Raw genomic sequence first — 14,939 nt, forward strand, 5'->3', positions numbered from 1 at the left:
GCGTGCGCTTAAAGTCAGTAATTTTGGGAATCGGTCTACTGGGTGTGGTAACTCAGTCTTTTGCCTTTGATCTGTTTCAGGCGTATGACTACGCCTTGGCCAACGACCCGAGCTTTCAATCAGCCATTAAAGAATATGAAGGTGGCCTGGCCAATGAAACCATCGGCCGTGCGGCGCTCTACCCCAAGCTTAATGCCAGCTACTACACAGCACAGAATAATGCCACCCAGTGGGGTCGTGCCTACTCAGGGGGTCCCAATCAGGCCATGTCCTGGCAATACCCCAGCAATTACTATGGGTTGTTTCTGAACCAACCGCTGTTTAGCCTGGAGGCGGTCGCCCGCATGAAGCAAGGGAGCGCTCAGGCCGATGCCGCGCGTAACCGCTTTATCAATAGCTCTCAGCAGCTGCTGATACGAGTCTTGCAAACCTATGTCGTGGCACTGTTTGCCCAAGACCAGCTGACCTACCTCGAAGCAGAGCGGGATTCTTACAAACAGCAGGCTGCTACCAACGAAAAGTTACAGGCCAAGGGGTTTGCGACGATCACTGATGTACTGGAAGCCAAGGCGGCCTATCAGTTGGCCGAAGCTAAGGTCATTGAAGCTTCTAATGCCCTACTTCTGGCACGTAAGGAGCTGGAAAACATTACCAAGGCCAGCGATGCAGATCTGAAAAAGCTGGCCACATTAAGCCAGCGGTTTCGGATCTTTCGGCTAAACCCAAGCACCTACGAAGATTGGATGCAGAAGGCACTGGAAGCTAACCCGGATCTTGCCGCGGTTAGCAACCAGGTTGAGGTAGCGCGCCAAGAATACAAAAAAAATCATGCCATGCACTTCCCAGTGGTCAGCATTGTGGGTGGTCTAACCTCCCAGCAGTCGAACACAGTGGTATCCATTCAAAACACCACCAACCAGAGTTACATTGGTGTTCAGGTAAACGTACCGATTTTCCAGGGTGGTGAAGTCATCGGGCGCAGTAACCAGACCTTTGCCGGTTACGAAAAAGCAGTTTCCGACAGAGACGTGGCTTTCAACAAGATCACCTCCGAAGTTAAAAAACAGTTTGATATGGTGGTTACCAGTTCACAAAAGATTGATGCGCTTTCCAAAGCTGTCGAATCGAGCGAGCATCTGGTGCGGGCCACCAAAGCCAGTATCCGGGGCGGGGAAAAGACCAATCTAGATGCCTTGGTGGCTGATCGGTCGTTGTTTGTCGCAAAAAGAGATCTTGCTCAGGCAAAATACGCTTATTTGGTGTCTTATTTGCAGTTGCAACAGTTGGGCGGTAGTCTGACCGTGGATGAATTCTATAAAGTGGCCGAGTTCTTTGGTATGAGTAAGGTCGCGCATCGCTAGCTTAGGTAGGTTCAATGAAAATTCTGCTCGTGCACCAGAACTTTCCTGGGCAGTTCAAGCATATTTATGCCGTTCTGGCGGCAGATCCAGCGTACCAGGTTGTGGTTTTCACCATGAACCAGTTCAGCGCAGGCGATCAGGCGGATCGGGTACGTGTTATCCAGTATCAGCCGGGTCGGGGCAACTCCAAGGATGCGCATCCGTGGTTACGGGATATCGAGACTAAAACCATTCGCGCCGAGGCAGCCTTCAAGGCGGCCATGAAACTGAAAGAAGAAGGGTTTGTGCCCGATGTTATTGTCGGCCATCCTGGCTGGGGTGAGTGCCTGTGCCTGAAAGAAGTGTGGCCCAATACCAAAGCCTTGCTCTATGCCGAATTCTATTATCAGACCAAGGGCGGTGATGTTGGATTCGATCCCGAATTCGGCATACCCACAGAAGAAGGTTTGTGTAGAACGCGTTTTAAAAATATCAATGGCCTCCTGAATCTGGAGATTGCCGATGCCTGCATCTCTCCTACAGAGTGGCAGAAAAGCACCTACCCTACTGCCTACCAACCTAAAATTCATGTCATTCACGATGGCATTGATACCGACCACGTCAAACCGGATCCAACGATCAAACTGAAGCTTGATGGTATCGAAATCAGTAAAAACGACGAGATCATCACATTCGTCAACCGCAACCTCGAGCCTTACCGCGGGTATCACCACTTCATGCGCGCTCTGCCCAAAATCATGTCGGCCAGGCCTCAAGCGCGCGTAATTATTGTGGGCGAAGACGGCATCAGCTACGGTAGCCCGCCACCAGCCGGGAAAACCTGGAAAGAAATCTACCTCAACGAAGTGCGAGATCACCTCGATATGAGCCGCGTACACTTTGTTGGCAAGGTCAATTACCCGGTGTTTCTGGCGCTGCTAAGCTGCTCTACGGTTCACGTTTACCTAACGTACCCGTTTGTACTCTCGTGGAGTCTTTTGGAGGCCATGGCATGTGAATGTGCCATAGTGGCCAGTGACACGTCACCGCTTCGTGAGGCCATCATTGACGGTAAAACCGGCAAATTGGTGGATTTCTTTAACGAAGCGCAACTCGCAAGAAGCGTAATTGAACTATTGCAAGATCCCAAAAGACGCATGCAGCTTGGCGAAGCCGCGCGGCAGCATGTCATTACACACTATGATCTTAAGCGGGTGTGTTTGCCTGAACTAGTCAAGCTCATTCATACCTTGGGGCATCAGCCCCAAGTTTAGTGCTACTGCCTAACCGGCAAATCTGTGTCGTTCGGTTTGCACTCAACAATAAGAGAACCAAGGCTGGTTTGCAGAACTCGGTAACCTTGGGCCATGCATACATCCCCAGCCTTCTGGTAACAGCTACCCAGATCCCCATCGCCTAAAAAGCCCCCGCAGTTAATACGATAGCCAGCAACGCCTGAAGATGTATAGGTGGGCACAGCTGTTGTCGAGCATGCGACTAAAAAAAGGGTCGAAACTATAGGTGCGATAAATTTGAGCAGATTAGGCATGATAATTAAGTAGAAGACACTGGTTTGGCATTCTACAACTTAAACCCTTCTTCCGTCGATTAAGCAGCAGCTTTAGGTTTAAGCTGAAAGCCTTGGCTGCATCTGCTAAAATTGCGAAGGGAAAAGTAAAGAATCCGAAAATGGGAAATAATTCAAAACCAGTCTACGTAACCCAGCCCTTCTTGCCGCCGCTGGAAGAATTTGTCCCATATCTGCAACAAATTTGGGATAACAAGGTTCTAACAAACGGCGGCCCCTTCCATCAGCAGCTTGAAAAAGCGCTGTGTGACTACCTTGGCGTAAAACACATCAGTCTCTTTGCTAATGGAACAATTGCCCTGGTTACGGCGTTGCAGGCACTAAAGATCAAGGGTGAGGTCATCACCACACCGTACTCATTCGTGGCCACTGCCCACTCTTTGCTATGGAACGGCATTGACCCCGTTTTTGTTGATATTGACCCAAATACACTCAACATCGACCCAACAAAGATCGAGGCAGCCATTACCGAACGAACAACAGCAATACTGCCCGTTCATTGCTATGGCCGCCCCTGCGATGTGGATGCAATCCAGAAGATTGCAGACAAACATAAACTAAAAGTCATCTACGATGCAGCCCACGCATTTGGCGTTAAGTGTCATTGTGGCAGCGTACTCAATCATGGTGATCTATCTGTGTTGAGCTTTCATGCCACAAAGGTATTTAATACCTTTGAAGGGGGGGCGATTGTCAGCCCTGATGCAGAAACCAAACAACATATTGACCACCTTAAGAACTTTGGCTTTGTGGATGAGGTCACTGTTGTTGAGGCTGGTATTAACGGCAAAATGAGCGAGATCAATGCTGCTATGGGTTTGGTACAGTTAAAAAATATTGATGAGGCAATTGAAAAACGTAAAGAAATAACTCAAAACTACTTGAGTGGGTTAAAAGACACTAAGGGTATCGTCTGCTTAAACGAGGGCGGTACGTACACAAGTAATTACTCATATTTTCCTATATTTGTCCAGAAAAATTACCCGTTGACGAGAGATCAACTGTACGAAAGACTTAGGGTAAATAATATCTATGCGCGGCGATATTTTTACCCATTAATTACAGAATTTCCTATATATAAAAATTTAAATGGGACAAATTTTGATAAATTGCCTATTGCGCTCGAGTCTGCTAAAAATGTAATTTGCCTACCAATTTATACGAAACTAAAAGAGTCAGAACAGCAAAGAGTTTTGGGTGTGATAAATTCTGGATTTGAGGGGCCTGCAATATGACAAAATATCTTGCTATTTATTGTGCTGGTGGTTATGGATTAGAGATATTAGACTTGGCAATACGAATTAATAAGAATGAAGAAAAATGGAAAAATATTGTCTTTGTCGATGACACTCCCGAGAAAAATGGAACCATGCGCAATGGTATTTTGGTGTATCCATTTGATTGGGTGACAAGTCACCCAGAGAGGTCTGAATTTAAGTTTGTGATCGCAAATGGAGAGCCGTCAGCCCGCAAATCAATTTCTGATAAATTAAGAAATGAGAATTTTAAACTTGATATCTTGATTGACCCTAATTCAGTTGTTTCGCCATCTGCACAAATTGATGAGGGTGTTATCATTTCACAATATGCCTGCGTTGGGCCTAATGTGCATCTAGGGTCTAATGTTTCATTGAATATTGGAGCTAATGTTGGCCACGATATTGTAATCGGAGAAAATTCTGTTCTTTCTTCAATGGTTGTTGTCGGTGGTGAGTCTCATGTAGGTAGCTGTTCTTATATAGGAATGGGGGCACTTGTTAAAGAGAAATTATCAATTGGCACAAATGTGATTGTTGGCATGGGTTCGGTAGTTTATTATGATATTCAAGATGGATTAATTGCGCTTGGCAATCCTGCGAGAGTTGTCCAAAAAAGCATTAATAAAAAAATTTTTGATTCAAAATGAATTCAATTTTTGAAAATCAGACGAATTTCAAGATTGTCTCTGATTGTGGGCATTTCGTATCGTCTTGCGATCTGCAAAAGCTATACGATAGCATTGATTTTGTGCAAAGAAAGCTCGTTCTTTGTCTGTTTGACAATGATATTGATGGTATTTCCGGGTACATTGCACTAATGAAAAATTGTGCAGTGCCTATGCTAATGAGCGCCTCTGCATTGCCAAATCATGTAAATAATGTCATATCAAAATATCGGCCATCATATGTGTTTTGTCCAGCCAATAACGTTTGCTTTAATGAGCTTAATGTAAAATATCAGATAGGAAAGTACGCACTATTCCAGCTTCCTGCTAGTGATTACAAAATCCACCCAGATTTGAGTCTACTATTACCTACTTCTGGCACTACGGGAAATCCTAAATTTGTAAGGCTTTCTTATCAAAATTTGATTTCAAATGCAAGGTCTATTGTCGAGTACCTCGAAATTACACCGTCTGAAACTTCTATCACGACTTTGCCACCAACTTATTCCTATGGATTGTCAATTATTCATAGCCATATTATTTCTGGGTCTACAATTGCTGTTACCAATAAAAGTTTCTTCGATCGTGATTTTTGGAATTTTTTAAGAAAAGTACATGCAACAAGTTTTGGTGGTGTACCTTATCACTACGAAATCCTAAAAAAACTACGTTTCACAAGAATGGAGCTTCCCAGCCTTAAAACATTAACCCAAGCCGGTGGCCGAATGGATCCTTCTCTGACGAAGGAGTTTGCCATACATTGTCAAAAGCATGACATGAGATTTTTTACTATGTATGGTCAAACTGAAGCAACTGCCCGTATGTCTTATTTGCCTTGTGATAAGTCAATTTGCAAGGCGGGAAGTATTGGTAAGCCGGTGCCTGGTGGTAATTTTTGGATTGAAACAGAAAATGGTTCTACAATTGATCAAGACGATACAATGGGTGAACTGGTATATCAAGGTCCAAATGTGTCATTTGGTTATGCTTATGACTACAATGATCTTGCCCTAGGCGACAATCTAAATGGAGTTCTGAGAACTGGGGATTTGGCGAAAAGAGATTCGGACGGGTACTATTACATAATTGGTCGCATCACGAGGTTCATTAAACTCTTTGGGAATCGTATTAATCTTCAAGATGTAGAATCATATCTCTTAGAGTCTGGCTACGTTGTTTTCTGCACTGGTCAAGACGAATGTTTAGAGGTGTACTTGGAGGAAAAATACCAGGCACATTTTAGAGATATAAAGATATTGATCTTAAAATATCTACAAGTATCACCACTTGGTGTAAAAATTTATGCAATGAATGTAATTCCACGTAATCCCTCTGGCAAGGTTTGCTATAACGAGCTAAAGCCTGAGTTTGGAAACCTACTTCTATGAACCTGCCTAATTTCACTAGTTGGCTTGATTATGAACCTTATAAAATCAATTCAGCTGAAAAGACACTTCTGCTAAACCAAACATTGACTGAGCTAACGCGTTGGCATGCATCCAATTGTACTGAATACAGGGCAGTCATTGAAGCGCTTGGTTTTAAATTTAAGCCAATAAATCAATTTGTAGAGATTCCATTCATTCCTGTTCGTCTTTTTAAAGAATTTGATTTTTTAAGTATTCAGCAAGAAGATATTTTTAAAACTATGACATCCTCTGGTACTAGCGGGCAGAATGTCTCGCGTATTTACCTAGACAAAGAAACTGCATCGCTCCAGGTCAAGGTGTTGTCTCGGCTAATGGCTGATGTGTTGGGAAAAAAACGTATACCCATGCTAGTAATAGATTCACCTTCGGTTCTGAAAGATCGCGTGTCTTTTTCTGCTCGAGGGGCTGGAATTCTTGGTTTTTCGATGTTTGGGCAGGATGTGACCTATGCCCTCGATGAGAATATGAATTTGGACGAAGAGGCAGTGCAGTTCTTTCTGGCAAGGCACCCAAACACCCCGATATTCGTTTTTGGTTTTACCTTCATGATCTGGCAGTATCTGTTATCGCCCTTGATTCAATCAAACAAACGCCTAGGTCTTGATCGTGCCATTGTGTTGCACGGCGGCGGTTGGAAAAAATTACAAGATCAGGCAGTAGATAATCAAGCATTCCGTTCCTCGATCCGCCAGGTTCTTGGGGCGGAGCGTGTAGTGAATTACTACGGCATGGTGGAGCAGACAGGTTCCTTGTATATGGAGTGTGAGCAAGGCCATTTACATGCGCCAGTCTATTCGGAAATAATAGTCCGACGTGCGCATGATTTTAGCCCGGCCGCATTTGGTGAAGAAGGGATTATTGAAGCTCTTTCAATACTCCCTCGTAGCTACCCGGGGCACGCGCTTCTAACTGAAGATCGTGGTGTCATCCTGGGTCGGGATGATTGCCCTTGTGGTCGAATGGGCACTTATTTTCATGTTCTTGGCCGCCTAGAGCAGGCAGAAGTTCGCGGTTGCAGTGATACACATGAAACAAATCACTGATTTACCTATTGAGTGCCTTTTGGGTGAAGGCCTGGTAGGCTTGAAGCGCACCCCGTTGCCGCCATATTCCCAAGAAGCTATGGCCTTTCTTGCGGATTGGTCCCGACACTTGCTTTCAAATCCCGAGGTGCGTGCGTATCCTGACGCGATTGGATTCGCTTATTGGTGCCGCGCAGCCAACTTGGCTCGTTTGCAGCGCGAGTTCAGAGAAGTCTATCGCCGATTGGGGCGTGGACTAGCGTTGCACATTGCTCCAGCTAATGTGCCGGTCAACTTTGCATTTTCCTACGCCTTTGGGTTGCTTGCAGGAAATGCCAATATTGTGCGCGTCCCAGAAAGCCTGCCTACCCAAGCCAGTTTGTTGGTTACAGTGGCGGCTCAGGTACTAACATTGCCACAGCATGCCCGCATAGCCGCTATGACGAGCTTTGTGCGCTACCCTCGGAACGATGTAATCACCCAGTCCTTGTCGGCATTGGCGGATGTTCGTTTGCTGTGGGGTGGTGATCAGACTGTCCGCCACTTGCGAGCCATGCCGGCACCGGCTAGATGCTTGGATATCACTTTTGCGGACCGCTATTCACTCTGCCTGTTAGGGGCTCCCGCCGTGTTGGCTGCGGACGATAACGCCTTGCAGAAGCTGGCCCAAGATTTTTACAATGACGTTTTTTTGTTAGACCAAAACGCCTGTTCTTCGCCACATCTGGTTTTGTGGCAGGGGCAGGGCGATACGGTTATTGCGGCTCAAACTCGTTTCTGGCAAGCTGTTGAGACCTTGCTGGATACCAAAGCGCCCCTCTCGGCTATTCATGCTGTAGATAAATATACCCATCTTTGTCGTACAGCAATACGGCTGGGCAACGTCCACCTACAGCCGCAGACAAGTAACCAAGTGTGTCGAGTGACATTACCTGTATTACCGGCAGACATTGCTGATTATCGTGGGCGAAACGGGTTCTTCTTTGAGTCAACCGATAACGATTTGTTACAATTACAACGTATTGTAGACGTAAGTTATCAGACCATAACCTGCTTCGGTGTCGACATCGAGGGAGTTCTGGATACGATCGTGACAAGAGGCTTGCCTGGTATAGATCGAGTGGTGCCCGTAGGCAAGGCATTGGATATTGGTGTAGTTTGGGATGGTTATGACCTCATCCGATCTATGTCACGTATAGTTAATAAATACTAATTTTTTAGAGATAGGATGATTATGAGCAATCGTGATAAGTACATTGCAGCGTTCAGAGATACCCTTATGGTGGAAGAGAATGCTCTGGCTGGTTTGAAATATCAGGGCATAACTGCTTGGGATAGCGTTGGTCATATGGCGTTAATGGCCGCTTTGGAAGAAGCGTTCGAAATTGAGTTGGACATAGACGATATAATCGAGTTCTCCAGCTTCGAAGTGGGTCAAACCATTCTCGCTAAATACAGCGTAAGCATGGAATAAGTCGATGGCGGAAGACGCAAAATCTCCGACCATGGACATTAAGGCCATTATCAAGCATCAGCGCAACCGTTATCCGGTTTTGTTGGTAGATAAAATAATTGATATAGAACCCGGAAAGCGGGCGACTGGTATTAAATGCTTTACGTACAATGAATGGTTTTTCCCCGGGCACTTTGAAGATGAACCGAATGTGCCTGGGTTTGTTCAGATTGAAAGTCTAGTGCAGACGTTCATATTGACATTTTTGTGCCAAGAGCAATATGCCGGCATGAAAACAAATTTTGTTTCAATTAATAACATCCGCTTCAAACGAAAGATCGTCCCAGGTGATGTATTACGGATTGAGGCAAACCTGAAAACATTTAAGCGTGGTATCGCCATGGGCTCAGCGGAGAGTTTTGTCGATGGTGAGCCGGCTTGCAGTGCTGAGTTTGTTGTGGCTGTGCCGGACGTTTTAGATCAATTCAAACCCAAAGCTTGAGGATTTTGCACGATGATGATGCGTGTTGCAGACTACATCATGCAACGCTTGGAGCAGGCGGGTGTGGGTCATGTGTTTCAAGTAACAGGGCGTGGCGCATTGTTTTTAAGTGATGCGTTGGCCAAAAACAAAGCGTTGCAGGCGGTATCCCTGCATCACGAGCAATCGTGCGCCTTTGCGACGATAGCTTACGCTGAGAAAAAACGTGGTTTGGGTGCCTGTTTGGTTTCCACTGGGTGCGCATCCACTAACACGATCACCGGTGTGCTGTCAGCTTGGCAGGACGGCGTGCCGTGCATTTTCATTTCCGGCCAAAACATCCTGCGAGAAACTACGCGCCACACTGGCATCCCGCTGCGCACCTATGGCCAGCAAGAGGCTGATATCGTCTCTCTCGTTAGCCCCATCACAAAATATGCCCACATGCTAGAAAATCCGCAGAGCATCGTAGAGGTGATGGATCGTGCCCTGCATGCAGCGCTCACTGGGCGTAAAGGCCCTGTCTGGCTGGACGTGCCTTTAGATCTGCAAAGTGCGCTGATTGACCCGGATACTCTGCCTGCTGCCTCGTTGCCGCCCGATGCCAACCCAGTCCCTGGCTCGGAGTCCGTGCGGCGAATTGCGCAGGATTTGTACCAAGCACAGCGTCCGGTGTTACTGATTGGCAAAGGTGTTCGCGCGGCGGGCGCAGATGAACTGTTGCGCCAATTGGTGGAAGGTTGGAATCTGCCTTTGACCTATGCCGCCTCTGCTCCTGATAGCTACGGATCGGCGCATGCACTCTCAATCGGCTCGGTTGGAGCGATGGGGTGCTCGCGCGCAGGTAACTTTGCCGTGCAAAATGCAGATTATGTGCTGGTGCTTGGTTCGCGGCTGACAGCTTTAACCACGGGCAACGACACTTGCAAATTTGCTCGCGCTGCACGAGTTACCGTTGTAGATATTGACCCGGTGGAGCACAGCAAAGCTGGCATTCGCATCGATCACTTTGTGCAAGCAGATGTGAAGAAGTTCTTGCAGCAGTTACTTTCACACTCGCCACAACCTGTAGCGACCGATTGGGTACAGAAATGTAAACATTGGAAACAACTGTTTTCTGCGGTGGAGCCTGAATTTCAGTCGCTGGATAAAGTTGATCTGTACCAGTTAGCAGACCGTTTGAGCCAGATCATGCCGGCCGATACAACCTTAGTGACCGACTCCGGATTGGCGGAAGTGATCCTGCCTAGCAATGTCCGATTCTATGCCGGTATGGACTGTGTCCACCCAGCATCGCAGGGCACCATGGGTTTTGCCCTGCCAGCAGCCATCGGTGCGCAATATGGCACTCAAGGACCAGTGCTCGCCGTTATTGGCGATGGTTCAATCATGATGAATTTGCAGGAGCTGGAAAGCATACGCTATCAAAAGTTGCCGGTGAAAATCATTGTCATCAACAATAACGTTTATTCAATTATTCGGCGTCGCCAGCGGGACCTTTTTCGCAAGCGAACTATAGGTACAGACCCAGGCAATGGCGTCAGCTGTCCTGACTTTTCTGCAGTAGCTGCGTGTTTTGGTCTGAGTTACCAGCGTATCGATAATGTAGATGCGTTGGATGCTGGACTAATGGCGTTGTTTGCCCAATCCGGCCCTGTGTTGTGTGAAATCATGGGCCGCGAAGATCAGAGCTACATCGAGCTCGGTCAAACCCGAAGTGCAGTGGATGGCCGCTTGATTCGTCGCCCCCTGGAAGACCAGGAGCCCTTCCTGCCACGTGATGTGTTTTTGAGCGAAATGCTCATTGAACCTATAGACCAGTGAGGAATCAATGTCCTTAGTACGTTTACGCAACGGCCGTGAAGTCGGAGACTACCTTAAGCCCTATATTGTGGCAGAATTAAATACGAGCCACTTTGGCGACATGGACATAGCTCGTGACATGATTCGCCAAGCCAAGGCGGCGGGTTGTGACTGCGTGAAATTTCAGTCATGGAGTGCTGAAACCCTATATTGTGAAAGCTATTATAAAGACAACGCGATTGCCAAGCGCGTTGTCAAAAAGTTCTCGCTGGGTAACTCACAATTGCAGGCGTTGTCAGAGTACGCGTCGGAAGTTGGTATTGATTTTTCATCCACACCATATTCCATTGAAGAAGCACGCTTTCTGGTTAGGTCCTGCAACGTGCCTTTTGTCAAGATTGCCTCGATGGAGCTTAATAACCACCCCTATTTGACTCAATTGGGTGAACTGGGAGTGCCATTGGTTCTGTCAACTGGTATGGGGCAATGGAATGAAATCGTAAGTGCTGTTGGTACGATTGCAGCCACAGGAAACTCGCAATTGATTGTGCTGCATTGCACATCAGTTTATCCTTCACCACCAGAAATTATTAGACTCAACAACTTATTGGCCCTACGAGCAGAATTTCCGCAATACCCGATTGGATACTCTGATCACAGCTTAGGGCTTGAAATACCTGTTGCTTCTGTCGCGTTGGGAGCTTGCCTTGTGGAGAAACATTTCACGCTAGACAGTAAGCGTATTGGTATGGACAACCAGATGGCCACGGAACCTAAGGAAATGGAAGCTATGATTCGCGCCTGTCACAACGTTCATACAGCCATGGGAAGTATGGTTCGGGTTTTGTGCGAAGAAGAGCTGGAAATGATTCCAAAAATGCGACGCAGTATGGTTAGTAAAATCGCAATGGCGCCTGGGGAAAAGATATCCGAAAACAATATAGAATTCAAAAGACCGGGTTACGGTATCTCTCCAGAAAAATACAAAAAATTTGTTGGGGCTAAAGTAAATAAAAATATAGAAGCAGGATCAGTCATTAAGATTGAAGATATTGAATCTTAGAAATAAATCGAAATGCAATACATATTGATCCATGGTTTAGGATTGTCAAGAAACATATGGAGTAAGTTAATCCCTAGATTAGATGGCTCGGTAATTGATATAGATTTGCCAGGGCATGGCGCATCAACGGACGATGATTACAGCTGGGCGGGTCTTTGGAGGGTGGTAAATAGCCATATAACTGAAAAATCTGAGAAACAAAAAATAATATTGATGCATTCGTTCTCTGCGGCGCTAATTCCAGAAATAGTTGAGAGTGGATTAAAGCCAGACAAGGTGATTTTTGTTGAAGGAATAGTTCATTTAGAAGATGCCCAATGGACAAAAAAAATAAATGGAATGGGGGGGTTAGATTTTGAAAATTGGGCGGCAAATTTCAGGCGCGGAGCTGAGGTAATACTGCGCTCTCAATTAATAAAAAAATTTCCAAAAGAGGAGATTCAGTTTTGGAGCAATTCATTTCGAATAGTTAAGGGGGAGGCCTTGAGAAGTATATCAAGAAACTTAACAGATCGATTAAAATCAAATGAAATAATAGATGCTATTAAACAGGCTGAATTTCCTATACTGCAAGTAATAGGCAAACAAGGTTATCTAAGCGCTAGAGGACAGTATATTTTTCCGAATAATTCAGAGCAAGTCATCATGTTAGATAATTGTGGACATTTTCCAATGTTAGACAGTCCGTCAGAATTAAATAATTTGCTTTAAAGCGAAGATATCACCTAATTAGAATTTTAAGCCTATTTTCCCAGAACTCAATAAATTCTGATACATTAGTTTTTGAATCGGATTCCATCTTTTTAAGCTTATCTATCAGCATTTGCTTCGTAGACATCGCCCTAGGTATATCATCAAAACCATATGCGATCCCATTTTCAATGGGTCTTGTTTGGCGCACCTCACTTGTAATAGTGTCTGAATCTGGGATTACAACAGAAATCGCGCCACTAACAACGGCAAGGCTTGAATAAAATGTTTCGGTGTCGTAGCTTATAAATGTTTTTATATGCTTAAAAATATGTGCTATTTCGGAATGGCTTTTTCCATCAATGCATATAGAATCATTCAGATCATGAACAAGTTTTTTCCCTTTTCCTTTGCGAACGGCGTATGCAGTGCCTTTCCTCTCAATCGTTTTATCATTTTCTTGATAAAGAGCCCATGGTATGTCAATTAAGTTAAGGATGTTTGGAGCTGTTTCTATATTTCTTGTAATCACTGGGTCAAAATAATCAGAATATCTAAACTGAACTTCGCCCTTAGAAAAGTGAATTTTCCCACTGTGAAAGCCTGGGTCATGCAGCAACCATCGAGCAACATTTTTTGCGTTTAATGGGTTGCCATTAATTATTTCTGGGTATATAACAACGGCATTTTTGTATTTGGAAATATCGTTAATATTTCCTTTGAATATTGGCGTATTAAAATTTGGGTTTCTTGGGTAAAATCTTTCGGGATCCCTGCACATGTTTTCATAGTGGTTCAACTGAGCTAAAGTTTGCCTAAGAGATGCTTGCCAATTTAAAACCGAAATTTCATTGTTATTGAACAATGGTACCAGAAAGCATGGTTTTCCTTGTTGGTTGATTAAATCGCACAACTTGTGTAGCGCAATATAGCCACCAATGTTTTCATTATACGGTGGCGCAAATACAAAATAAACGATTTCGGTGCTCATATAGTCCTAAGTCTAACTCAATTTAATTGGGTGCATTGTTCGTTTGAATTAGTATCGATGGCATTGTTTTTCTTATTGTAATTCACACGATTGAATTTCTTAAGCGCAACTAGCGTATTTCCAAAGATAATTCTAATGTATCTGTGTTCGTAAGATGTTGAGTTAAGATGTATTTTACATACATCTTAGCACTCTGCATAAGAGCTCATTCATTATGTTAACCTAAGATTGTATCGTATTGAGCATGTCATGATGGATAGAACTAAAAACAACCGTAAGGGCGGCCCACGTACAGCGGTAGGTAAGGCCGTTGCGTCTCGCAATTCCACCAAGATTGGTGTCTACGGCCTTCAGGTGGTTCTGCCTGGTGAGAACCCTGAGGAATTTGATGATCTATTGGGTTTGTTCGTAGAAGATTTTCAGCCCAGTGGTGTTACAGAGGCGGCTCTGGTGCATGAGCTTGCTGTGCTTACTTGGAAAAAGCGTCGACTAGAAGGCTTAGAGCATCGACAACTGTTTGAGTTTTTGCATGCGGCTCCTTCGGAGTATGAATTCAGTCTGGTTGGTTTATCCATGGTTAAAGGCATGGAGTCATTTATCTTCGATCCATATCGCGTTGATGATTGTGACGTCCCGGCTTTCCGTGAATATTACGCACAAACCACAAACTTGCGTCGTGGCACCAAAGATGAGGCAGCATTAACGGCCCTGCAGACAGATTACCCGCAAACCTTTTCTCGGTTGGCGTCACTGATGAAACAAATGGGTCTAGAAACCCTCACCCCTGCCGCAATGGCGGCTGTGAAGTATAAGAAAGACGGTGCCGATGAAAGCAAGTCGCCGCTAGGCGATGCGATCAATCTGATTTATGAAGAGGCCAGGAAGATTGTTTGGGCAGCCGATAACCGAGACGCCATTATTGAGGCGCATGATCGGATTCGCGATGCGCGCCTCGCTAAAAAGATAGATAAACAGCCTTATGAGCGCGCTTACGAGTACCTAGCCAGAAATTTTTACAAGGTATTGAGTGAGCTGCGTAAGCAGCAAGAGTGGCGCCGTAAGTTACTGGTGATTGATGTAACGCCGCTGGATAAAGAAGGAAATCGCTAATTTTGCAAAACGGACTAATTCTCATCTGGGCAAAAATGGCGATG

14 protein-coding genes are annotated in these 14,939 nt (G+C 45.3%); 13 read left to right on the forward strand and 1 reads right to left on the reverse strand.

Annotated elements, in window-relative coordinates; genetic code table 11:
- Window positions 1–2 precede the first annotated feature (2 nt).
- The 12 genes from AC3GOJ_RS10110 (at window position 3) to AC3GOJ_RS10165 (ending at window position 12,815) form a co-directional block, all read left to right on the forward strand.
- A complete protein-coding gene (locus tag AC3GOJ_RS10110; protein WP_488237345.1) occupies window positions 3–1,361 on the forward strand; it encodes a TolC family outer membrane protein in 1,359 nt (452 codons plus the stop codon).
- Window positions 1,362–1,375: 14 nt separating this feature from the next.
- Window positions 1,376–2,614: a glycosyltransferase family 4 protein gene (locus AC3GOJ_RS10115; protein ID WP_488237346.1), complete on the forward strand. Its 1,239-nt coding sequence runs from the start codon at window positions 1,376–1,378 to the stop codon at window positions 2,612–2,614.
- A gap of 367 nt (window positions 2,615–2,981) precedes the next feature.
- Window positions 2,982–4,163 carry a DegT/DnrJ/EryC1/StrS family aminotransferase gene (locus AC3GOJ_RS10120; RefSeq protein WP_488237347.1) on the forward strand — a complete coding sequence of 394 codons (1,182 nt, stop codon included), beginning with the start codon at window positions 2,982–2,984 and terminating at the stop codon, window positions 4,161–4,163.
- Entirely contained in the window at window positions 4,160–4,834 is a 675-nt protein-coding gene (locus tag AC3GOJ_RS10125; RefSeq protein ID WP_488237348.1) for a NeuD/PglB/VioB family sugar acetyltransferase, read from the forward strand. The genes AC3GOJ_RS10120 and AC3GOJ_RS10125 overlap by 4 nt, the downstream gene beginning before the upstream one ends.
- A complete protein-coding gene (locus AC3GOJ_RS10130) occupies window positions 4,831–6,240 on the forward strand; it encodes an AMP-binding protein (RefSeq protein WP_488237349.1) in 1,410 nt (469 codons plus the stop codon). The genes AC3GOJ_RS10125 and AC3GOJ_RS10130 overlap by 4 nt, the downstream gene beginning before the upstream one ends.
- A complete protein-coding gene (locus tag AC3GOJ_RS10135; RefSeq protein ID WP_488237350.1) occupies window positions 6,237–7,325 on the forward strand; it encodes a LuxE/PaaK family acyltransferase in 1,089 nt (362 codons plus the stop codon). The genes AC3GOJ_RS10130 and AC3GOJ_RS10135 overlap by 4 nt, the downstream gene beginning before the upstream one ends.
- The gene (locus AC3GOJ_RS10140) at window positions 7,309–8,517 is read left to right on the forward strand and encodes an acyl-CoA reductase (protein WP_488237351.1); all 1,209 of its coding nucleotides are present in this window, start codon (window positions 7,309–7,311) and stop codon (window positions 8,515–8,517) included. The genes AC3GOJ_RS10135 and AC3GOJ_RS10140 overlap by 17 nt, the downstream gene beginning before the upstream one ends.
- 21 nt (window positions 8,518–8,538) lie before the next feature.
- Window positions 8,539–8,778 carry an acyl carrier protein gene (locus tag AC3GOJ_RS10145; RefSeq protein WP_488237352.1) on the forward strand — a complete coding sequence of 80 codons (240 nt, stop codon included), beginning with the start codon at window positions 8,539–8,541 and terminating at the stop codon, window positions 8,776–8,778.
- Between the two features lie 4 nt (window positions 8,779–8,782).
- A complete protein-coding gene (fabZ, locus tag AC3GOJ_RS10150; RefSeq protein ID WP_488237353.1) occupies window positions 8,783–9,259 on the forward strand; it encodes a 3-hydroxyacyl-ACP dehydratase FabZ in 477 nt (158 codons plus the stop codon).
- Between the two features lie 12 nt (window positions 9,260–9,271).
- Window positions 9,272–11,062, forward strand: coding sequence for a thiamine pyrophosphate-binding protein (locus tag AC3GOJ_RS10155; RefSeq protein WP_488237354.1), 1,791 nt, complete (start codon window positions 9,272–9,274; stop codon window positions 11,060–11,062).
- 7 nt (window positions 11,063–11,069) lie between these two features.
- Entirely contained in the window at window positions 11,070–12,104 is a 1,035-nt protein-coding gene (locus AC3GOJ_RS10160) for an N-acetylneuraminate synthase family protein (RefSeq protein WP_488237355.1), read from the forward strand.
- 12 nt (window positions 12,105–12,116) lie between these two features.
- Window positions 12,117–12,815 carry an alpha/beta fold hydrolase gene (locus AC3GOJ_RS10165; protein ID WP_488237356.1) on the forward strand — a complete coding sequence of 233 codons (699 nt, stop codon included), beginning with the start codon at window positions 12,117–12,119 and terminating at the stop codon, window positions 12,813–12,815.
- 10 nt (window positions 12,816–12,825) lie between these two features.
- On the opposite strand, the gene AC3GOJ_RS10170 is transcribed toward AC3GOJ_RS10165, so the two are convergent.
- Window positions 12,826–13,785, reverse strand: a complete 960-nt coding sequence (locus AC3GOJ_RS10170) for a hypothetical protein (RefSeq protein WP_488237357.1) — start codon at window positions 13,783–13,785, stop codon at window positions 12,826–12,828.
- A gap of 249 nt (window positions 13,786–14,034) precedes the next feature.
- On the opposite strand from AC3GOJ_RS10170, the gene AC3GOJ_RS10175 reads away from it, so the two are divergent.
- Entirely contained in the window at window positions 14,035–14,895 is an 861-nt protein-coding gene (locus AC3GOJ_RS10175; protein WP_488237358.1) for a hypothetical protein, read from the forward strand.
- Window positions 14,896–14,939 lie beyond the last annotated feature (44 nt).

This window comes from Fluviibacter sp. (assembly GCF_057744235.1).

Excerpts from the sequence above, each read along its gene's own strand:
- AC3GOJ_RS10115 (WP_488237346.1), top strand. The coding sequence starts at position 1,376 with ATGAAAATTCTGCTCGTGCACCAGAACTTTCCTGGGCAGTTCAAGCAT.
- AC3GOJ_RS10125 (WP_488237348.1), top strand. The coding sequence starts at position 4,160 with ATGACAAAATATCTTGCTATTTATTGTGCTGGTGGTTATGGATTAGAG.
- AC3GOJ_RS10130 (WP_488237349.1), top strand. The coding sequence starts at position 4,831 with ATGAATTCAATTTTTGAAAATCAGACGAATTTCAAGATTGTCTCTGAT.
- AC3GOJ_RS10135 (WP_488237350.1), top strand. The coding sequence starts at position 6,237 with ATGAACCTGCCTAATTTCACTAGTTGGCTTGATTATGAACCTTATAAA.
- AC3GOJ_RS10140 (WP_488237351.1), top strand. The coding sequence starts at position 7,309 with ATGAAACAAATCACTGATTTACCTATTGAGTGCCTTTTGGGTGAAGGC.
- AC3GOJ_RS10145 (WP_488237352.1), top strand. The coding sequence starts at position 8,539 with ATGAGCAATCGTGATAAGTACATTGCAGCGTTCAGAGATACCCTTATG.
- fabZ (WP_488237353.1), top strand. The coding sequence starts at position 8,783 with ATGGCGGAAGACGCAAAATCTCCGACCATGGACATTAAGGCCATTATC.
- AC3GOJ_RS10155 (WP_488237354.1), top strand. The coding sequence starts at position 9,272 with ATGATGATGCGTGTTGCAGACTACATCATGCAACGCTTGGAGCAGGCG.
- AC3GOJ_RS10160 (WP_488237355.1), top strand. The coding sequence starts at position 11,070 with ATGTCCTTAGTACGTTTACGCAACGGCCGTGAAGTCGGAGACTACCTT.
- AC3GOJ_RS10165 (WP_488237356.1), top strand. The coding sequence starts at position 12,117 with ATGCAATACATATTGATCCATGGTTTAGGATTGTCAAGAAACATATGG.
- AC3GOJ_RS10170 (WP_488237357.1), bottom strand. The coding sequence starts at position 13,785 with ATGAGCACCGAAATCGTTTATTTTGTATTTGCGCCACCGTATAATGAA.
- AC3GOJ_RS10175 (WP_488237358.1), top strand. The coding sequence starts at position 14,035 with ATGATGGATAGAACTAAAAACAACCGTAAGGGCGGCCCACGTACAGCG.